Origin of the sequence: Paenibacillus sabuli (genome assembly GCF_014705605.1) — a bacterium.
GTDB lineage: Bacteria > Bacillota > Bacilli > Paenibacillales > Paenibacillaceae > Paenibacillus_D > Paenibacillus_D sabuli.
Genome location: NZ_JACXIZ010000033.1, coordinates 42,874 through 62,228, shown reverse-complemented (window position 1 = coordinate 62,228; position 19,355 = coordinate 42,874). Strand labels below are relative to the sequence as shown.

16 protein-coding genes are annotated in these 19,355 nt (G+C 60.4%); 1 reads left to right on the top strand and 15 read right to left on the bottom strand.

Annotated elements, in window-relative coordinates:
• Nucleotides 1–58: 58 nt before the first annotated feature.
• The 10 genes from IDH44_RS18455 to IDH44_RS18410 all read right to left on the bottom strand — a co-directional run bounded on the left by IDH44_RS18455 (nt 59) and on the right by IDH44_RS18410 (nt 13,650).
• The gene (locus tag IDH44_RS18455; protein ID WP_190920259.1) at nt 59–1,459 is read right to left on the bottom strand and encodes a sugar ABC transporter substrate-binding protein; all 1,401 of its coding nucleotides are present in this window, start codon (nt 1,457–1,459) and stop codon (nt 59–61) included.
• Between the two features lie 634 nt (nt 1,460–2,093).
• Nucleotides 2,094–3,734 carry a glycoside hydrolase family 53 protein gene (locus IDH44_RS18450; RefSeq protein WP_190920257.1) on the bottom strand — a complete coding sequence of 547 codons (1,641 nt, stop codon included), beginning with the start codon at nt 3,732–3,734 and terminating at the stop codon, nt 2,094–2,096.
• Nucleotides 3,735–3,934: 200 nt separating this feature from the next.
• On the bottom strand, nt 3,935–5,029 hold the full coding sequence (locus tag IDH44_RS18445) for a Fic family protein (protein WP_190920255.1): 1,095 nt from the start codon (nt 5,027–5,029) through the stop codon (nt 3,935–3,937).
• Nucleotides 5,030–5,238: 209 nt separating this feature from the next.
• On the bottom strand, nt 5,239–5,517 hold the full coding sequence (locus tag IDH44_RS18440) for a hypothetical protein (protein WP_190920253.1): 279 nt from the start codon (nt 5,515–5,517) through the stop codon (nt 5,239–5,241).
• 82 nt (nt 5,518–5,599) lie between these two features.
• A complete protein-coding gene (locus tag IDH44_RS18435) occupies nt 5,600–7,273 on the bottom strand; it encodes a sulfatase-like hydrolase/transferase (protein ID WP_190920251.1) in 1,674 nt (557 codons plus the stop codon).
• A gap of 15 nt (nt 7,274–7,288) precedes the next feature.
• Nucleotides 7,289–8,590, bottom strand: a complete 1,302-nt coding sequence (locus tag IDH44_RS18430) for a beta propeller repeat protein (RefSeq protein ID WP_190920249.1) — start codon at nt 8,588–8,590, stop codon at nt 7,289–7,291.
• A gap of 64 nt (nt 8,591–8,654) precedes the next feature.
• Nucleotides 8,655–10,268, bottom strand: coding sequence for an extracellular solute-binding protein (locus IDH44_RS18425; protein ID WP_190920247.1), 1,614 nt, complete (start codon nt 10,266–10,268; stop codon nt 8,655–8,657).
• Between the two features lie 15 nt (nt 10,269–10,283).
• Nucleotides 10,284–11,156 (bottom strand): carbohydrate ABC transporter permease, encoded by an 873-nt coding sequence (locus IDH44_RS18420; protein ID WP_190920245.1) that lies wholly within the window; start codon nt 11,154–11,156, stop codon nt 10,284–10,286.
• A 21-nt stretch (nt 11,157–11,177) separates the two neighbouring features.
• Nucleotides 11,178–12,092, bottom strand: a complete 915-nt coding sequence (locus IDH44_RS18415) for an ABC transporter permease (RefSeq protein ID WP_190920244.1) — start codon at nt 12,090–12,092, stop codon at nt 11,178–11,180.
• A gap of 97 nt (nt 12,093–12,189) precedes the next feature.
• Nucleotides 12,190–13,650: a sulfatase family protein gene (locus tag IDH44_RS18410; protein WP_190920242.1), complete on the bottom strand. Its 1,461-nt coding sequence runs from the start codon at nt 13,648–13,650 to the stop codon at nt 12,190–12,192.
• Between the two features lie 218 nt (nt 13,651–13,868).
• On the opposite strand from IDH44_RS18410, the gene IDH44_RS18405 reads away from it, so the two are divergent.
• Nucleotides 13,869–14,012 (top strand): hypothetical protein, encoded by a 144-nt coding sequence (locus tag IDH44_RS18405; protein WP_190920240.1) that lies wholly within the window; start codon nt 13,869–13,871, stop codon nt 14,010–14,012.
• Here IDH44_RS18405 and IDH44_RS18400 read toward each other — a convergent pair.
• The 5 genes from IDH44_RS18400 to IDH44_RS18380 all read right to left on the bottom strand — a co-directional run bounded on the left by IDH44_RS18400 (nt 13,975) and on the right by IDH44_RS18380 (nt 18,804).
• Nucleotides 13,975–16,221, bottom strand: a complete 2,247-nt coding sequence (locus tag IDH44_RS18400; RefSeq protein ID WP_190920238.1) for a helix-turn-helix domain-containing protein — start codon at nt 16,219–16,221, stop codon at nt 13,975–13,977. The two genes, IDH44_RS18405 and IDH44_RS18400, sit on opposite strands and share 38 nt — an antisense overlap.
• Before the next feature lie 317 nt (nt 16,222–16,538).
• Entirely contained in the window at nt 16,539–17,282 is a 744-nt protein-coding gene (locus IDH44_RS18395) for a PspA/IM30 family protein (protein ID WP_190920236.1), read from the bottom strand.
• Nucleotides 17,283–17,285: 3 nt separating this feature from the next.
• A complete protein-coding gene (locus tag IDH44_RS18390) occupies nt 17,286–17,729 on the bottom strand; it encodes a PspC domain-containing protein (RefSeq protein WP_223869806.1) in 444 nt (147 codons plus the stop codon).
• A gap of 2 nt (nt 17,730–17,731) precedes the next feature.
• Nucleotides 17,732–18,400 (bottom strand): PspA/IM30 family protein, encoded by a 669-nt coding sequence (locus IDH44_RS18385; protein WP_190920232.1) that lies wholly within the window; start codon nt 18,398–18,400, stop codon nt 17,732–17,734.
• A gap of 107 nt (nt 18,401–18,507) precedes the next feature.
• Nucleotides 18,508–18,804 carry a LiaF transmembrane domain-containing protein gene (locus IDH44_RS18380; RefSeq protein WP_190920231.1) on the bottom strand — a complete coding sequence of 99 codons (297 nt, stop codon included), beginning with the start codon at nt 18,802–18,804 and terminating at the stop codon, nt 18,508–18,510.
• Between the last annotated feature and the right edge of the window lie 551 nt (nt 18,805–19,355).

The following is a 19,355-nucleotide window of genomic DNA, read 5'->3' as shown; positions in this document are numbered from 1 at the left end:
CCCGGGCACGGTCGGCACCTTCGAAAGGTTGTGCTCCGTCATGTTGATTCCTCCAATGCTAACGGCCGGATGACGCGATCTGCTCCTCGATCTGCTGCACCGTCTCGTCCAGCACCTCCTGCGGATCCTCGCCCTGCACGATGAAGTCGACGGCGCTGTCCATCGCCCACACGGCGCTCATCTCGGGGATATTGGGCATCGGGACGCCGCTCTCGATCTGGTCCACGAAGCCGCCGTAGAGCGGATCGTCGATGCCCTGCTGCGCATCCGGCTGCGCCGGGATCTCCCCGGTCTGCGCGTAGTACACCGCCGAGCCCTCGGCACCCGTCATATGCAGCGCGAGCGCCTTGGCCCATGACGGATGCTCGGAGTACGAGGAGACGAACCACGACTTCACCCCGACGAAGGACGGCGCAGACTCGCCATTCACCGTCGGAATGGCTGCCGTGCCGAGATCGTCGCCGAGCGCCTCGGCATACGGCTTCATCGCCCAGAGGCCGTTGACGGCCATGCCGGCCTTGCCCTCGAGGAACAGCGTATCCATGACGTCGATCGTCATCGTCGGCGGAATGCCGGTACTAGCCACGAAGTCCGCGAACGCCGTCATCCCTTCCACGGTGCCTTCGTTACGCAGTCCGATATCGGTCGGATCGTACGCGCCGTCCTGCTCGCCGAAAATGTAGCCGCCGTAATTCAGGATGAACGGAATGGCATAGTAGAAGTCCGGCACCATCAGGAAGGCGTACCGATCCGCGCCGGGATCGGTCAGCTCGGCCGGCAGCTGCGCCGCCTCCTCCAGGGCTGCGGGCGGCTCGCCGACGAGCGCTTTGTTGTAATAGAGCGCATACGTCTCGATCGAGATCGGCAGACCGTACGTCTCGCCCTCGTACCGCACCGCATCGAGCGCCGCCTCGCTGTACTGCGCCGCCTCCTCCGCCGTCAGCTCCACCGGATCGGCCAGTCCCTGCACGACGAGGTCGCCGAGCCGGTCCTGCGGCTGGTAGAACAGGTCGGGCCCGTTGCCCGCCGGCGCCGCCAGCGCCAGCTTCTGCACCTGCTCGGAGCCGCTCACCGGGACGATCTCGACCGTTATCCCGGTCTCCTCCGTGAAGGCGCCGGCCAGTTGCTCCACCGCCGCCACATGCTTGGCGTCGTCGTTGGACCAGACGATCAGTCTTTCCGGCTTGGCAGCGTCATCGCCGCTGCCCGCCCCGGCGTCGCCGCTTGCTCCGTTTCCGCCGCTTGCCTGTCCGTTGCCGGCGCCTCCGCTCCCCCCGGCGCCATTGCCCCCGTTCGCGCCTTCTCCATTCGCATTGCCGACCACGTTCGCGTTGCCGCCCCCTCCATCTCCTGCCCCGCCTTCTTGCCCGCTCCGATCCGGCGCGCACGCCGACAGCGTCAGCGCGAGCAGAGCGACCAATACGGGAAGGACGAACGCTCTCACCTTATCTATTCTCATCTTGCTCTCCCCCTTTGAATGGCTTGCCTCCAACAACTTGCCTTGCCTTGCCTTGCCTTGCCTTGCCTTGCCTTGCGTTGTCTTGCTTTGCCCTACCCCTATTATAAAACGCTTTCAGTCCGTGTCCTATATAAGAAAACTTCGCGGGGTGTATAAAGATTTTGCAAGCGGCCCGTCCGCCTAAAAAGTGCTCTGCCAGCCGCTAGCTTCAAGGCAAGCCGATTACGGATTGCCAGCGCGGCGCTAACGGACACTGGAGGAGCTTAGCGCTGATTATGCATCTATCGCCACTTCTAACGGACAGGAGCGACGCTTAGAGGCTCTTTCATGGCGAAATTCATCGTGTTTAGCGTGCTAAGCGTCTCTGGTGACCGTTAGAGTGTGGGGCAAGGCGAAACGGCGTGGCTGTCCTTGGACGCCGAGTCCGTTTCGTCCCGCGTATCTATCAACTTCAAGAAACCCGGCATCATTAACGACGCCGGGTCAAGCTCAGATCCTGGGCTGGCAGTTTCGTTCGGTTTGTCAGGTTGCGGTTCGTCCGTTCGGTGCGTGCGGCTTCGGTTCGGTCCTTTCGATCGGTTCGTTTATCCGGGCTCTGTTCGATCGTTCGGCCAGCCGAGACAGTTCGCCGGATTCAGTCCGTCCGGTACAGCTTCACCAGGTCCAGATTCATCCAGTTGTTCGCATTGGCGTCGGAGTAGACGCCGATCTCGATCTGGCCGTTCGTGACCGGGATGTCCGTAATCTCGATCTTCACCCATTCCGACGGACTGGTCGGCACAGCGACATTGCGTTCGGTGCCGCCGTAATTTTTGGCGTACAGCTGCGCCGTATTCTGCCCGCCGCTGCTGAGCACCCAGGCCGACAACGTATATGTCCCGTTCGCCAGCCCGCTCACTGTCTGGTACGTGGACGCCTCATAGGCGGTATCGAGCCAGTGCGTCAGCTTGTAGCCGCCATTCACGCCGACATCCTCGACTTTGATGGCATCATACGAGGCGGTGTCGACCGCCCAGCGGCTCCAGGAGGACGGGGTGGTCGTCCAGCCGTCCGCTTCAAAGCTCGGATTAGCGACCAGATTGACCGGAGCCTGCTCGGTGAAGACGGAGACGGTCGAGAGCAGGTTGCCGCTAAAGTCAAACAGCGTCTGATTGTCCCACGGGTTGGACAGCAGGCCGGTATCGTTGTTGTACAGCTTGCCGGCCTCGCTGCCCCAGTGCGCGCCCGTGACCGGCAGCCAGGTCGGCTCCCACCAGAAGATGCCGCGGCCATGGCCGCCGGGCACATCCTCCACGATCTCCTTCAGATCGTGCAGATACGCCGTCTGGCCCGCCACTGTCGCCGGATAGCCGCCGATGCTCTCCTCCGCTGTGTAGAAGGAATTGCCCAGCCCGTCGCCGTCGGCGAGCGTGAAGCCGTACGCCGTCTCCACGATCATCACATCCTTGTTGTACCGCGCGCTGATCGCATTGAGATTGTACGCGAGCTCGCCCATCGTCCCGTGCCAGAAGGGGTAATACGTGAGCCCGATGATGTCGTAGTCGACGTTCTCGGCTTCGATCTTGTCGAACCACCACGTATAGAGATTGTTGTCGCCGCCGTGGTCCAGATGCAGCACGATCTCGATGTCCTCGCTCGGCGAGAGCGCCGCGTTGATGCCGTTAATCGCCGAGGTGAGCAGCTCGCCAAGCTGCGTGAAGTCGTCGATGCCCCCGCCGACCTTGCCGTCGTTCCACAGGATGCCGCTGCTCGCCTCGTTGCCGACCTGTACCAGATCCGGCAGTGCGCCGGCGGTCTTCATCTGGCTGATGACGCTGCTCGTATAATTGTAGACTGCTGTGCGCAGCTGGCTGTACGTCAGGCTTTGCCAGGCCTTCGGCTTGTTCTGCTTGCCAGGATCGGCCCAGAAGTCGCTGAAGTGGAAATTGAGCAGCACGTCCATCCCCTCGGCCTTGGCCCGCTGGGCGAGTGCGATCGTCGTCGCCAGATCGTTGGTGCCGCCGCCGTACGGATTGCCGGAGCTGTCGTACGGGTCGACCCACAGGCGCAGCCGGACCGCGTTCATCCCGTGCTCGCCCAGAATTTCCAGCGCGTCGCCCTCCACGCCGTTGTCGTAGAACTCGCCGCCTCGCTCCTCGATCTCCTGCAGCATCGAGACGTCGCCGCCCATAAGGAAATCGCCCGCCGCCTGCGCCTCCGGCACCGGACCCAACATTGGGGCCACCAAAGCAACGGCGCACGCCAGTGCCGTGCCTGTCCACCATTTCCTCTTCATCACACACCAACTCCTTCATCTTGGATTGGATGCTACGCCCTCATTATAAAGCGCTTTCAGATCTGGCGGATATATAAGAAAGCTTGGGCAGGGATATAAAAATTTTCGCAAAATTGGATAAGGCACCTCATCCAGCGATTATGCCAAAAAAAGCGACTGAATTGCGGTCGCTTTTCTTTGGCATAACTGTTTTCTGCGCTCTATCTAAGCTTATCCAGAAGATTGTAGTAATAGTATGTCTTTGAGCGAGGCTTGCCGTCGGAAAAGACGATCCGACTGGACTCCAGGGCTGTCAAATACCGCCTGCACGTCCCCTCCGGAATGTCAGCTATCGCAGAGATTGTATGAACCGTGAAAATTGGCTTCTGGTACATGGCGTCCACCAATTTTTTGACCCCGCTGCTATTAATCAAGGATTGCGATAGTTCCAGGTCATGCTCGTATAATTGATTGACATCATGAATCAATCGAATATTTTTATCGGCCTGGTGAATCATGGCCTGGAGGAAAAATTGGACCCATTGGTTCCAATCCCCTTTATAACGCGTATCGTTCAAAAATCGATAGTACTTGTGCTTATCCCGCTCAAGCGCTTCACTTAAAAAAAAGTTAGGAAAGTCAATGACCTTCTTGTTGAATAAATAGAGCGGAATTAAAATACGTCCGATTCGACCATTTCCATCAAGAAAGGGATGAATGGTTTCAAACTGGGCATGAATGACCGCAATGCGCACAAGCTCGTCTAATTCATCCTGCGGATCATTGATGTAGATCTCCAGGTTGTTCATATGATTGTCGACCATTTGGGGCTGCGGAGGAACAAATGTCGCCGTTTCCAGCGTGCAGCCCTCCGGTCCAATAAAATTTTGTATTTTTCGATATTCTCCCGGCGATCGGTTGCTCCCTCTTACTTCATTCGACATGAGCGTAAGATGCATCGCTTTGAAAAGCCTCGTTGAAATGGGGAGGAGTGCCAGCTTATCCATGCCTTCACGGAGCGCTTGATAATAATTAACGACTTCCTGCACATCTTTGTTATTTTTTCTACTCTTCGTCTCTACCTCCAACACTTCGTCCAGCGTGACCTGAGTGCCTTCAATTTTTGTGGATTGGACAGCCTCATTAAGCATGACCGGATTGAGCAACAAATGGGAGGGCAGCTTTGTATTCTGCAGCAAAACCTGATACTGGGCAATCTTTTTATTTGCTTCAATCAGTTCCTTTAAAAAAAACAATTGATTTAATTGATCGCTTTGCAGCGGCAGTCTATCTGGTATAAAGGGTGTCTTTTTCAAAATCTAAACCTCGCTTTCCCACACCATCTTCTATCATCATAACCTATTTTTAAATACGAATACAGATTTACAGCCCCATTATCACCAAAAACCACTTTTTTTGAATGCAAGATAAAAATCAGACAAGCAAAACAACCGCCCCACATGAGGGCGGTTGTCGATTGGGTTCTTACACTTACTTGGGCAGCATCTTTGCATCCATACGGCGTTTATTCCTGCTCACGCAATGCTTGCTCGGCCGCCTGCAGTCGCTCCCGCTCCTCTTGCAGCACGCCCTCCACCAGATCTACGCCCTGGCCGTCTTCGGAATGCGCGCGCGCCTCGGCCACAGCCTGCTCCGAATGGGCCAACGCATGCTCGGCCTGCTCCACACTCTGCTCGGACGGATGGCTGAGCGCCTGGGAGACGGCATTGTGCAGTTTCTTTACCGAGCCCTGCGCCTGAGAGACGGGCTTGTTCGTCGGCATGCTGGAATCGTAGTGCTTCATCAGGGAATCGCTCCTTTCGCTTCAAGCAAGCGTTCCCCGTTATCATGCATGACAAGTGCGCGTCCTATTCATCATATAAAGATCACCGCTGCCCCAGGCCCAGTGTCTCGCGCTGCCGTAATCGGCTCTGCTCCGCCAGCTCGGCGAACCAGGCATCCAGTTCCCGCGCCATACGGGCCGTGCGCTCCGGGTGCTGCGCCGATACGTCTTCCCGCTCGCCAGGGTCGGCAGCCAGATTGTACAGCCGCGGCGGCGCAGGCGCCGGATACGTGCGCCGCACCGGCTCCCGCACCAGCTCGTAGGTCAGCGTCGGATTGCGCTGCATCGCCTGGGTGACCGGCGTATCGCTCGGCTCGTAGCGCATGGCTTCGGCAATCGCGGGATAGACGAGCTTCCAGTCGCCCTCGCGCAATGCCGCATTGCAGCGCGCGACCGGCTCGTAGCGGTTCCACTGCCACAGCTGCCGCAGCGCTGCCGCAGCCCCCACAGCATCTGCCGCGTCCTCAGCTTCCCCCGCCGAATCGGAGCTTGGCCCTGCTCTCGTGGCGAGATCGGCCGGGGCAGAGGCAGAGGCGGAGGTAGAGGCAGAAGCATTCTCGCTCTGATCGGCGCCACGATAAGCGTCGCCTATGCCGACTGTCTGCGCATCATGCCCGGTCGTATCATTGTTGAGCCCGTGGCTGGCTCCGTCGGCCCGGGCCCATCCTCCGCTGCCTGCTCCCGTATCCGACGCGGATGTTAGCAACTGCAGCACGCTGCGCCCGTCGAGCGCGCCGCGCCGCCGCTCATTCAGCCCGATGCCAGCGCAGTCCAGCAGCGTCGGCAGCCAGTCGTTGAAGTGGATCGGGGCAGCGCATGTCTGACCGCCCCACAGCCGAGACGGCCAGCGTACGATACCGGGCACGCGAATGCCGCCCTCCAGCACATTGCCCTTCATCCCGCTGAAAATGCCGTTGAAGCGGCGCGCCGAACGTTCGCCCTCGCCCTTCATGTCCGGGCCGTTGTCGCTGACGACGAGCACCAGTGTATCGTCCTCCAGGTCATAGTCCCGCAGCGCCTCCAGGATGCGGCCAATGCCGCTGTCCATGCGATGAATCATCGCATAGATCGTGCTCACCGCCTCGGTGAAGCGGCCCGTCCGGCGGAACGGCTCGATCTCCGCCTCCGGCGCCTGCAGAGGCGTATGCGGCGCATTATACGCGAGGTAGAGGAAGAACGGCTGCGCGCGATGCCGGCCGATGAAGCCAAGCGCCTCCTCGGTCAGCACGTCGGTCAGATAGCGGCCGTCGGCCGGCCGCACCTTGCCGTTATCCTCCAGCGTCCAGTCCCAGTAGTCCATGCCGCCGATGCAGAAGCCGACGAATTCGTCGAAGCCGCGGCTCAGCGGATGATAGCGGCGGTCGTCGCGCCCATTGTGCCACTTGCCGACGAGGCCGGTGCGGTAGCCCGCCGCGCGAAAATCCTCCGGCAGCAGCCGCTCGTCCGGCGCAATCCGCTCCAGGCCGCGGCACGAGCAGACGTCCGTCGTCCCGACCCGATGCGGGTACTTGCCCGTGAGCAGACTGGCCCGCGCCGGTGCGCACATCGGCGAAGCGCTGTAATGTTGAGTCAGCCGCACGCCTTCTGCCGCCAACCGGTCAAGATGCGGGGTGCATACCTCTCCATTGCCGTAGCAGCCCAGATCGCCGTAGCCAAGGTCGTCGGCGACGATCACGATGACATTGGGCGCGGGACGCCGCTCTCCAGTCTCCGTCATCATAGCGTACTCGCTCTAGTACACCAGGCTGCGGAAGTCCCGCACCCGGTGGAACAGAATGAGATTGCCGTCGTGGCCGCTATGAGCGCGCGCATCGCCGGAGCGGCTGGCGATGACCAGATCGTCGCCGTCGATGTCCATGCCCGCGTAGTGCCGGGAGTGCAGCGGCGTATCGCCGATCGCGACCATGCCGGCAAAGCACCAGTCCACCGCATTGCGCGAGAAATGAAGCTGCAGTCGGTGGCGTTCATTGTTGGCCAGGCCATCCATGCCGTCCGGCATGCGATCCGCCCGAATCATGCTGTCGGTCGGCTGCGTGCTGAGCAGCCAGAACAGACCGCTCTGCGGATCGTGCATTATATGAAACTTCATGTGCCCGCCCGGACACGGCACATAGACGATGTCCTTGCCCGAGGGCGCCTGCTCCAGGCTCGTCGTCATCGAGCCGTCGGGATGCTCCGTCACCTTGGCGATCGCGGCATAGCCGGTACCCCCGGTGAAGGCGCGCGCCCACAGATGGAAGGTGTGCCCGCTCGGATCGCACCAGTAGTGGTCCGGATCGGTGAACTGGATGACATGCGTCTCCAGCCAGCCGATCGGCGCGCTGGAGCGGCCCGGCGCCTGCTCGGTCATGCGGTCCTTCGTCTCCGGGTAGAACGGCAGACCGACAGCCTCCAGCTTGCTTGGATCGACCGCCTGCTTGAAGGGCAGCTCGGAGGCATACGTCCAGCTCTGCGGGGCGGTCAGATCGTCGCCCAGCCGCGCACGCATCAGCACGGGCGCCAGCTCGCTCACATACCAGCCCTGCATGTCGTGCTCGATCCGCTTCTCCATCACGAGATAGACGCAGCCGTTGGCGTACAGCACATTGCAGGGCGCCTGATGCCAGAAGTCGCCGGACGTCAGCCGCACCGGCTCGGACCAGCTCTCGCCGCGGTCCGGCGAGCGCATGATCGTCAGGTCGCCGTCCACCCCGATCAGATACAGCGCCTCGCCGTCCTGAATGGCGCGGGCCCACTTGAACGGGAAGTCGAGCTGATGCCGCCACGACAGCCCGTCGTCATCCGAGAGGAAGAGCTTGCCCTGCCAATGCTTTTTCGTCGGATTTTCCTTGTACGGATGCGCGGTCAGCGGGCCCTCCAGCTCGCTGACGCCCGCGCCGCCGATATCCATCGTCAGCATGAGCCGACCGCCGGGAAGCGCGGCGATGGACGGGCTGTAGGCGAAGATGTTCGACGGGTGCGGCGATTCATACACGAGCACCTCTTCTTCGCTAACGACAAGACGGTTATTGCTATTCACATTATACGCTTGCACATGCCTCACTCCTCACGGGGATCACGCTCACTCATGAGCGTCTTTTCGCTTACGGCCGCGCCCTTTACTGCGCGCTCATCAAGTTATCGTACACGTCCTGATGGATCTGGATGTACTCCTCCAAGCCCATGTTGCCCAGCTCCTTCAGATAGGCATCCCATTCGGCATCGGCGCCGCCTTCGATGATCCACTTCGCTTCCATTTTGCGGATGTACTGCATGATATCCGTCTCCAGGATGGCGAGGCGCCTCGTCTTCTCCTCGTCGATGTATGTGAGCGGGAAATAGTTTTCCTCCGGCACGATGTACGGCTTGTAGATCTCATAGAACTCCATACGGTAGCGCTGCGGCGCATCCGGCTTGTTGAGATCGAGGTCCTCCTGCGGATACAGCAACGGCAGCGAATTGAGCGGGGCCTCCTGCCCCTTGAACTCGAGCGCATTGACGCCTGCCGGCGGGTCGACCGGCTCGATGAGGCCGTCGTCCGTCCGCTGCAGATGCGTGCCGAACGGCCCGCGATGCAACTGAACGCGCATATCCGTCTCGTTCATCGCATCGGCCAGCCGGATCGCGACCTCCGGATGCGGATTTTCCGACGTGATCGAGAAGAAGTTCTGCTGCAGCCGGTTGTCCTGACGACGCCATAGCTGATCGCCGTTCGGCCCTTTGAGCGGCGGCACCGCTACATAATGCTCGGACAGCAGCTCCTCGCCGAGCTCGAAGATGCCCGTGAACGCCGCCAGTACGCCGACATTGCCGGTGCGTGTCTTGGCCGCGAGCTGATCGGCATTCTGCGTGAACGTCTCCGGATCGATCAGCCCGTCCGCATACAGCGCATGCAGATAATTGAGCCCGTCGCGATATTCGTCGCGCACGCCCTCAAAGCGGACCTTGCCGTCCTCAATGGAGAACATATCCATCGCGTCGACCGCTCCGAATGCGCCGAACAGCTCGTAATAGCCGCGTGTCGCCTCGTTATGCAGCCAGGTCGAGGCCATCTCGTCCGCCTTGCCGTTGCCGTTCGGGTCCTGCGTCTTGAACGCCTTCAGCACTTCATGGAATTCCTCCGTCGTCTCGGGAACGTCGAGCCCGAGATTATCCAGCCACGTCTTGTTGATCAGCAGTGTATTGCGGTACAGGAAGTACTCATAGCCCTCGAACCACGGCAAGGCGTAGATATGGCCGTCCGGGGCGGTCGCCGCCTGCCGCACTGCCGGGTAGTCCTCGAAGATGCGGCTGATGTTCGGCGCGTATTGCTCGATCAGGTCCTCCAGCGGCAGCAGGATGCCCTGCTGGCCGTACTGAATGACGTCCTGCGAGTTGAGGCCGAGGAAAAAGCCGTCGGGCAGCTCGCCGCTGGCGAACATCAGGTTCTTCTTCTCGTCGAAGCCCGATTGCGAGATCGCTTCCCACTGAATATGCACATTCGTCATTTCCTCGAGCGCCTGCACCGTGTCCATCTCATCGAAGTCGCCGTGGGCCGGCCCCTTGGAGATGACAAAGTGCTGCGTCTCCTTCTCGTCGACGATCGGATAACCCGTCGCATTGAAATTGTCGCCGGGCTCCGCCTCCGCGCCGCCGGGCGTTTCGTTATTGCCATTGCTGCAAGCCGCCAGCAGCGACGTTCCCAGCGCGGCCGCGAGCAGGCCCAGTCCTGCCTTTTTCGTCCATGTGCTCATGTTTTGCTCCCCCTTTTATCCTTTCAACGATCCAATCATGACACCCTTGACAAAGTACTTCTGCAAAAACGGATACAGCACGAGCATCGGTACGCTCGCCATGATGATCACGCCGTACTTGATCGTCTCGCCGAGGCTCTCATAGTCGTCCTGATCGGCCATCATCTCCGACATCGACTGGCTCAGAATCAAGATGTCGCGCAGCACCAGCTGCAGCGGATACAGGTCCTCGTTGCGCAGGTAGATCAGCGCCTGGAAATATGAATTCCAGTGTGTGACCCCGTAAAACAGCACCATGACCGCGGTAATCGCCTTCGACAGCGGAATGACAATTTGCAGGAAAAACTTGAGATTTGAGCAGCCGTCGATCGCCGCCGCCTCGCGCAGCTCGTTGGAGATCGAATTCTGAAAAAACGTGCGCGCAATGATCAAGTTCCAGGCCGATACCGCCTGCGGCAGGATCATCGCCCAGATCGTGTTGACCATGCCGAGATTTTTGACGAGCAAGTACATCGGAATCAGACCGCCGGAAAAAAACATCGTAAACACAATGAGCAGCATAAAAAATTTGCGTCCGTAAAAATCGGACCGAGACAACGGATACGCGCCGGTCAACGTAATGACAACATTGATTAGCGTGCCCACGACCATGTAAATGATCGTGTTGCGGTAACCGGTCCAGATGCGCTCATGCTGGAAAATTTCGTGATAGCCCTTCAACGTATAATCGTTGACCCAGATCCATACCTCGCCGGCGTTGATCCGGTCCGGATTGCTAAAGGAGGCGATCACGATGAAATAAAGCGGATACAGCACGATCAGCAGCAGCAGCAGCATGAATGCGATATTGAAGAGATCGAACACCTTATCGCCGGTCGTTTTGCGCATGACTGACCGCTTCACCTCCCTCTACCACAGACTGGTCTCCGATATTCGGCGAGACAGCCGGTTGAATAAGATCAGAATCATAAAGTTGATCACGGCGTCGAACAGGCCGACCGCCGTCGAAAAGCTGAACTGCGCGCCAAGCAGGCCGGTCTTGTACACGTAGGTCTGGATGATCTCGGACGAATCGATGTTCAGCGAATTCTGCATCAAATACGCCTTCTCAAAGCCGACCGTCATCAGCTTGCCGATCTCCAGAATGAACAGAATAATGATCGTCGGCATGATGCCGGGCAGATCGATATGACGGATGCGCTGCAGCTTGGAAGCGCCGTCGATCCGCGCCGCCTCGTGCAGGCCGGGATCGATGCTCGCAAGGGCGGCCAGATAGATGATCGCGCCCCAGCCGGCGCTCTGCCATACGGTCGAGAAGACAAACAGCGTCTTGAACCATTCCGGCCGCGCCATGAAGAAGACCGGGTCGCCGCCGAAGGCGACGATGATCTGATTAAGCAGTCCCGAATTGGGCGATAAAAAGACAAACATCATGCCGACCAGCACCACGGTCGAGATAAAATGCGGCGCATAGCTCACCGTCTGCACGAAGCGCTTGAAGCGTTCGTGGCCGAGCTGATTGAGCAGCAGCGCCAAAATGATCGGCACCGGAAAGCCGACGAGCAGCCCGTACAGGCTAAGCTCGATCGTATTGTACAGCAGTGTCCAGAACTGGTACGAGCCGAAGAAACGCTCGAAATGCTCGAAGCCGATCCACGGGCTGCCCGTAATCCCACGTACCGCCGAAAAATCCTTGAATGCAATCTGAATGCCGTATAACGGGCCGTACTGAAAAATGAGAAAGTAAGCCAGTGTCGGAAGAAACAGCAGATAAAGCTGCCAGTTGACTCCGATTTTCTTTTGAAACGCTTTCAGCGTGCACACCTCCTTGTGACCTGCATCATACTCGGGGGTGCTTTGTCATGTAAAGCATGCGTTTATGCCCCGCGTCGTTCAAATTTTACATTGCTGCAATCCCGCGCTAGCCGCGGCTTTGCCGTACGATGGCCTCGCCGCCTCGGGAGCCGTTGTACGTCCAGTCCTGCTCGACCAGCCAGTCCAGCAGCCGCTGCTCCAGGCGCCTGCGCGTCTGCTCATGCGCGGGGTCCCGCCATAGATTGACCGTCTCCTGCGGATCGGCCGCCATGTCGTAGAGCTCGCCCTGCGGCTCGCCGCTCGCCGCGGTGTGATGGTAGACATTGAGCTTGTAACGCGGATCGCGGTACATCGAAGCATGAATCGGCGGATCATAGTAGGTCCCCCCGGGTCCGTAGCCGCTGTTGCGATACAGGCAGACCGCGTGATCGCGTGCTGCCGCTTGCTCGCCGGCAGCCAGCGGCAGCAGATCCGCCGCATGCGGCATCCACGCCAGACGCTGCGCCTCGGCGCAGCCTGCCGCCGCCAGCGCGGTCGCGGCCAGATCATGCGGCTGCACGAGCGCGGACACGACCGTCCCGGGCGCGATCCGCTGCGGCCACCGCATGAGCAAGGGCACCCGCGTGCAGGCCTCGTATAAGAACGCCCCCTTCTCCATCAGCTCGCGATCGCCCAGCATATCGCCATGGTCGCTGACGAAGAGGACGAGCGTATTGTCCCGTAGGCCGAGCGTATCGAGCGTATCCAGCACCTGGCCGATCTCCTGATCGAGGAAGGCGACCGAGGCGTCGTAGCCGAGCCGGCTCGCGCGCAGCGCTTCGTCGGTCAACGGCCGGAACAGCCGCTCCCGCTCCTGGGCGACCGCATCCGGCAGCGGCGCCTCCCCGGCCGGCGCCGGGCGCGGCTCCCACTGGCTCAGATCGACGCCGGCGGCCATCTCCTCCGGGTAGTCCCAGTACGGATCATGCGGATCGAATAGACTCAGCTTGCAAAAGAACGGCGACTGTCCGTCCTGATCGCGCAAAAATTCCGTCGCCCGCTGAGCAGCCCAACGCGTAAAATGAGCCTGCTGCGCAAAGTGGCGCATCTGCTTGCCCTCGCGCGCCACCTGAGCATGCACCTCCGGAAAGCGCTCCAGCAGCCAGCTGCCGTAGGCGTTGAGCGCGCTGTCAAAATGCAGCCCCGCCGGGTCGTTGCACCATTCGTACACATCGAAGCCGTCGTGCGGATGACGCGCCGCCGCCTCCGCCACGCGGCCGGAGACGTGCAGCTTGCCGAACAGCGCCGTCTTGTATCCGCTCTCTTGCAGCCGCTCGGTGAAGCACACCTGGTCGTCGGGCAAGCAATCGTGCAACTTGTACACGCCGTGTCCGGGCAGCGGCTTGCCGGTCATGATGCTCGCCCGGCTCGGCGTGCAGATCGTCCCGTTGACGTAGCAATGCTCGAAGCGCGCGCCCGCGGCCGCCAGCTCGTCGAGCCGCGGCGTCCGCACGGTCGTGCCGCCGTAGCAGGACAGGGAATCATAGCGTTGCTGGTCGGTCATGATCAGCAATATATTGGGTCGCATCCTCGTAGGGCCCTCCTCTCGCTTGTCCTCTCGTTTGCCGAAAAGCGGGTGAGCGCTTTCCTGTCCCAAAGGCTAGGCCGCCGGGGCGGTTTCGTCAATGCGCATTTGTTTACATGCCGCTCCGGCGCCAGTAATGTAAAAAGCGGTGTAGCGTTACTTTTTCACTCTATTGCCACCTAGCCAGCCGACTTTGCATCTCGGGCAGAATGAAGCGCGCTATGTTCATCGGCAGCGTCATCAACAACCTCGGCAGCGGCCTCTACAGCCATGCGCGCTATGGGCGCCAAAAAGCCGACAACGCCGTCCTGACGACGCTGCCGGCCTTTAAGATTCAAATTGCTTGCGGTACTCGCCCGGCGTGACGCCCTCGTGTTCCTTGAAGCGCCGGATGAAGCTGGAGCCGTTGCCGTAGCCGAGCTGCTCGGCGATCGATTGGAGATTGTCGTCGCCGCGCAGCAGCTCCTTGGCGCGCTCGATGCGCAGCCGCTGGATGTACTGGGTCACGGTCAACGACGTCTGATTCTTGAAGTAACGGCTAATATAGGAAGCGGACATGCCCATGTCCGCGGCCATCTGCTGCAGCGAAAAGCTGTACGACGCATAATGCGCCTGCATGTAGGCTTTGAGCGTTTCGACGAGGCGGGCATTGCCGCTCTCCTTCTTGGCCCGGATGACGTCGCACAGCTGCGTGCTGGCCGTCTTGAGCGATTCGACGAGCCCGTCGACCGTCTCGAATTGCACGATCGACGTCACGTCGGGGTAGCGCTGCCGTTCGTCCGCCTCCTCGGGATACATCTCCTGGATCGTGCGAACGAGCGTATTGATCAAGTCGAAGCAGATACACTTGATCAGATAGAGCGGGATCTCCACCGCCTTCATCGTCGCGATCAATGCATCCAGCAGCTTCTCGATGCGCGAAGTGCTGCCCTGCCGAACCGCCAGGCGCAGCTCCTCCAGCTCGCTCTCGGGATACCACGCGCCGCTAGCCGACGCCTCCGATACCTCGTCGAACACGATGACCGCGCCGCTGCCCTTGATGAGCCGGTAATCGAGCGCGGTCGAGGCCTCCAGGTACGACTTGCCCAGCTGGGCAAGCGTCTCGTACGAACGGCCGATCCCGACCGTGGCCAAGGCGCCCCACTGTGCATGCAGCCGCTGCTTGAGCCCGTCCATACTCGCGATGAATGCGTCCTCGCCCAGGTCTGCCGACGTACAAGCCAAAATGAGCATGTTGCCCTCGCTGCTCTCCATCCCATAGCCCTCGATTCCCGGCGGCAGCTCGCGCTCGAGCAGCTCCATCATCCCGCCCGGGGCCGCTTCGGGCGGGCGCTGCTGCAGCAGCAGCAGCACGAAGCGGTAAGGCGTATCGCGCAGCAGCACGCCGACCGCCGCTCCGCGCCGGTTGAACGACTCGAGATCGCTGACGCTGCCTCGCATCAGCTCGGTGACGAGCTGCGCCTTGAGCGCCGGACGGCTCTGATCCAGCGCCAGATGCAAGCGCCGACTGTTGTCCGAGATCGCATGCACCGCCAGCCGGACACTGTCCAGATCGCGAATCGGCTGTACATCGGGCGTCACTTCCTTGAGCCGCTGCTCCGTATACTGGAACAGGCGGCGCAACGGATTGTAATTCAGATGCATGGAGCCGTAGATGAGCGCGCTGCCGAGGAACAGCACCGCCAGCAGCAGAATGATCCCGAGCCGCTGCATCTGCTGCACCTGCTGCAGCGCGGCCGCCTTGTCGATATAGGTGGCGTAGGTCCAGCCGCTGCGCGCCGAGGAGATATAGGAGACGAAGTATTCGCTGCCGTCGGCCTGCATGAGCTCGGTCCCTTGCCCTTCGAGCGCCTGCGGATTGAACGGCGCGTCCGCTGCCGGCCGGACGGAGGTGATGATCTCTCCCCTCGCATTGACAATCATCGTATTGCCGGCATAATCGTCGTCGATGCGCTGGATCAGGTCCAGCAGCGCCTGCTCGCGGATGAGGAACACCAGCGTCGCATACGGCGTCGTGCGTTGATACGGAATCGGCATCATCGACGTCACGATGCGGACCGGCGGCGCGTACAGGAGCGCCTCCGCCGGACGAATTTCGGCCAAGGTCAGGGTGCTGATCGTCTCGAAGAAAGCCTCGTCCGTCCACCGCTCATAAGGAAATGTGCGGCTGACGAGCTGCTGCGGCGCATGCGTTCCCTCCGACGAATACAGCAGCGGCTTGTCCCGATAGTAGAGCAGCAGATCGAATAAAAACGCGTCGGCGGCCTTGTAATCTTGCAGCTCGCTTACCGTATTCATTGCCGCGTAGGCATTTTTAGTAGCATTGTAAGGCGTGAGCTCCGGATTGGAGGAAATGCGAAACGCGATTTTTTCCAGCTCGTTCATTTTGATCTCGACCATGTCCTGGACTTGCCCGAGCCGCTCCAGCTGGTTGCCGATCATCTCGTCCTTCAGCAGCCCTGCCATGTTGTGGCTGAGGACGAGCCACAGGACGACCAGCGGAATGACCAGCACCGCGATGTATGAGCTGAGGTACGTATAAAACAAGGCGCGATTAAATCTCTTTTTTTCCATGTCTGACCCTCCGCTAACTTAAACCGCTTTCAAGAAATGCCGAGAAAGAAATATGTGATCCTCATGCCGAATGTTTCTATTCTATCTCTTTTAGGGTAGGGTCGAAAGCATACGCTTGTAAATATTCGATTATTGCCAGCGATGCGCCGATTTTTACATCTTACCCGCGCAGCAAATGCAAGGAAGCCGCCCGGCTCAGCAGCCGGACGGCTCAAGTGCTTCCTGGTGAACGCTGGGATGACGGTTACATCACCCTTGGACGACGCCTTAAGCGACGCTTGGAGAATGCTTGGCTTGACAGCTTGTTCAAGCTTGAACTAGGCGTCATTCTCCTTGGAACGTGCCGCCCCTGCTTCGTCCGACGCAGCATCGCTTGCAGGCGCTGCGTCTGCGGACGAAGTTTTGCGCTTGAGCGCATCCAGCGCGTCCTCGACCTGCGCTTGCTTGACGGTGCTTGGCGAAGCCGATACATACGACGCCGCGCTTGCGCGATACGTGCCGGACACTTCGACCTCGGCTTCGAGCTGCATAATTTTCTCCTCCATGCGGGAGAAGCCGCGTACCGCACCGCCGCTTTCGATGGCATGCGGCGCGTAGACCTGCGCCACTTGCTTTTTGGCGCGAGCAGCCTCTGCCCGCGAAGCGAGCTCGCCGCGCCGGGCGCGCAGACGCGCCAGCTCCTCGCGCATCGACTCCAGCTCCAGGCTCAGCTCCGCCGCTCGGCCCTCCTGTTGCGCCAGCAGCTCGGCGAATTGCGCGACCTGCTCGTCGCTAGCCAGCTTCTGCTCCAGCAGCCGACGGGCCTGGTCCTCGTCTCCGGCGGCCAGCGCCTGCTCGGCTTTGGCCTGACAGGCCTCCGCAGTCTGAACGGCAGCTTCGCGGCGCTGCTTGAGCCGCGCTTCGGCCGTCATTTGGCGGGCGACGGTACGCTCCGCTTCGTTAATCTCCATTTCCATATCGCGCACATATTGATTCAGCATCACGACCGGATCTTCCATTTTGTCGAGCACTTCATTCAGCGAGGCTTTCGTCATATCGGCTACACGTTTCAGGATTCCCATCGTTTATCGCTCCTCGTTTTCGTATTGCGCCAGCTTGGCGCGGTATTGGTCCAATTCCTTACGCAGCGCTTTTTTCTCCAGATCGTCCATCGCTGCGTCCACGCCGGCCGGTTCCGCCTTGTAGCTGCCAGGCGACGACATGTGACCGCTGCCGTAGCCGCCGCCTGCGGCGCTCTGCCATTGCGTGGCCCCGGCTGCGCCGCCGTAGGCGCTGTAGCCTTCCGTACGCGGACCGTATTCGTACATGCCGTGCGCGTCGTATCCGGGCTCATTCGGGATGACGAAGGCGGCGATGATGTATACGAGCAACAGCCCGCCGCTCGTAAATATCGTGCCGACAATGGCCAGGAACCGCAGCAGCGTCGCGTCTACCCCGACATACTTCGCCAGTCCGCCGCAGATGCCCGTCAGCTTGCGGTCGCTGCGCGACCGGTACAATTTATGCATGCTCATCGACTTCCTTTCGCCAGTTTTTGCTTGAGCTGCTGCAGCGCCTGCTCCGCCGCCGCTTCACGCTCCGGGGAGAGCGGCGCATGCGGCGCGCACTGCGCGCTGCGCAGCTCCCGCAGGGCGCGGGTTTCCAGCTCGCGATCGCCGAGCTGCTCCTCCAGCCGGTGGAACATGCGCGCCGGGTCTGCGCCTGCCGCCGTCCCGCGGCGCGGCATGCTTTGCTGCAGCCGCAGCGTTTCCATTCGCGCCGCGTAGTACTGCCGGCGATCCGCAGCCGCCTGGTACGTGCCGTGCAGCTCCTGGAGCCGCTCGCGCAGTTGGGTCAGCTGCTCCGCGCTCTCCTCATACAGTGCCTTGTACTGCGCAGCGATTTCTTCCTGGGTCAGCTTGTCGGAGAGCGCGGCCCGCGCTCCCGCCTCGCGGCCCTCCTGGAGAGCCAGCTCCGCTTGACGCGCGCGGCTGTCCTGCCGGCGCTCGGCCTCCAGCCACTGCCGTTTCATCTGCAGGCTGTGCCGATTGCATTGCGCATGCAGCGCCTCAGCCCGGTCGATCTCCTGCCGCGTATCGGCCAGGAAACGATCGATGGCCTTGACGGGATCCTCCGCTTTTTCCATCTGCTCGTTGAATGTGGCGACGGTGATGTCGCGCACACGCTGAATCAATTGCATGTCAGTTGCTCCTTTCTCGGCCGGGCTGGCCCGGCCTTCCCGACAGGGCCATCCGGCCTGCGACCGTCTTTTGTTGCCGCTGCTGTCGATGTCGCCGCTGTTGTCGATTATGTTGCGCGGCGTTTGCCGCTCAGCAGCAGCGAGACGCCCCATACGATGAGGCCTACGATGCCGAGTATGACGAGCAGGCCCGAGAGCTTGCCGATCAACAGCAGCGCGCCGATGACGATCAGGCTGACGCCGATGAGCGAATGCTTGTTTTTCAGGCCGATCCATCCGATGCCGATCAGCAGGACCGGGAACAGGAAGCTCATTACCGCTCCCAGTGTGATTCCCAGCAGCTTCAATACCAGATAGACGCCGGCGATAACGAGCACTGTTTTCATTATCGTTTTTCCGTTCATGATTTCTCACCTCCGCGTCTCTTCTGTTCATGTCTCTATTGTAGAATGAATTTCCGTTTGCCAAAACAGACCTGCGGCGGTTTTTGTACCTGGATTCAGGTCGGGGCCCGGTGCGGCCTCAAGACGGAGACCGAGGCGGAAGCATATGATTCCGATAGCCGTGAGATAGCCGTACATAGACGTCCGATAGCCATCTTACAGCAGGCCCTACGCGCCGGGAGCTGCGCTCGGCCCGCCCCGCGCGTCCCGGACCACGCGCCCATGGGCTGCATAACTTAACAGCAGCAGACTCACACTAAGCGAACAATCGTCGACGATGGCTCGCGACGCGATACGGATGCGGAATCGGCGTTAATCGCGACGCGCCATGGATGCGGGATTGGCGAAGGTCGCAACGCGCCGCGGTTTCGGGTTGACGAGGATCACAATGCGTCACAATTTCGGGATTGGCGCGCATCGCCGCCGCCAGAGTACGACGCGCCATTTCGTTGATACAAGGCTCGTTTGAGTCTCCTTGGTAACCGGGTATGAAATAAAGTAAAGGGGTGAAT

Coding starts and splice junctions, on each gene's coding strand:
- IDH44_RS18450 (WP_190920257.1), bottom strand. CDS start 3,734: ATGAAGAGGAAATGGTGGACAGGCACGGCACTGGCGTGCGCCGTTGCT.
- IDH44_RS18405 (WP_190920240.1), top strand. CDS start 13,869: ATGTTCATCGGCAGCGTCATCAACAACCTCGGCAGCGGCCTCTACAGC.
- IDH44_RS18440 (WP_190920253.1), bottom strand. CDS start 5,517: ATGAAGCACTACGATTCCAGCATGCCGACGAACAAGCCCGTCTCTCAG.
- IDH44_RS18435 (WP_190920251.1), bottom strand. CDS start 7,273: ATGACGGAGACTGGAGAGCGGCGTCCCGCGCCCAATGTCATCGTGATC.
- IDH44_RS18385 (WP_190920232.1), bottom strand. CDS start 18,400: ATGCAATTGATTCAGCGTGTGCGCGACATCACCGTCGCCACATTCAAC.
- IDH44_RS18425 (WP_190920247.1), bottom strand. CDS start 10,268: ATGAGCACATGGACGAAAAAGGCAGGACTGGGCCTGCTCGCGGCCGCG.
- IDH44_RS18400 (WP_190920238.1), bottom strand. CDS start 16,221: ATGGAAAAAAAGAGATTTAATCGCGCCTTGTTTTATACGTACCTCAGC.
- IDH44_RS18395 (WP_190920236.1), bottom strand. CDS start 17,282: ATGGGAATCCTGAAACGTGTAGCCGATATGACGAAAGCCTCGCTGAAT.
- IDH44_RS18410 (WP_190920242.1), bottom strand. CDS start 13,650: ATGCGACCCAATATATTGCTGATCATGACCGACCAGCAACGCTATGAT.
- IDH44_RS18420 (WP_190920245.1), bottom strand. CDS start 11,156: ATGCGCAAAACGACCGGCGATAAGGTGTTCGATCTCTTCAATATCGCA.
- IDH44_RS18380 (WP_190920231.1), bottom strand. CDS start 18,804: ATGAACGGAAAAACGATAATGAAAACAGTGCTCGTTATCGCCGGCGTC.
- IDH44_RS18455 (WP_190920259.1), bottom strand. CDS start 1,459: ATGAGAATAGATAAGGTGAGAGCGTTCGTCCTTCCCGTATTGGTCGCT.
- IDH44_RS18390 (WP_223869806.1), bottom strand. CDS start 17,729: ATGCATAAATTGTACCGGTCGCGCAGCGACCGCAAGCTGACGGGCATC.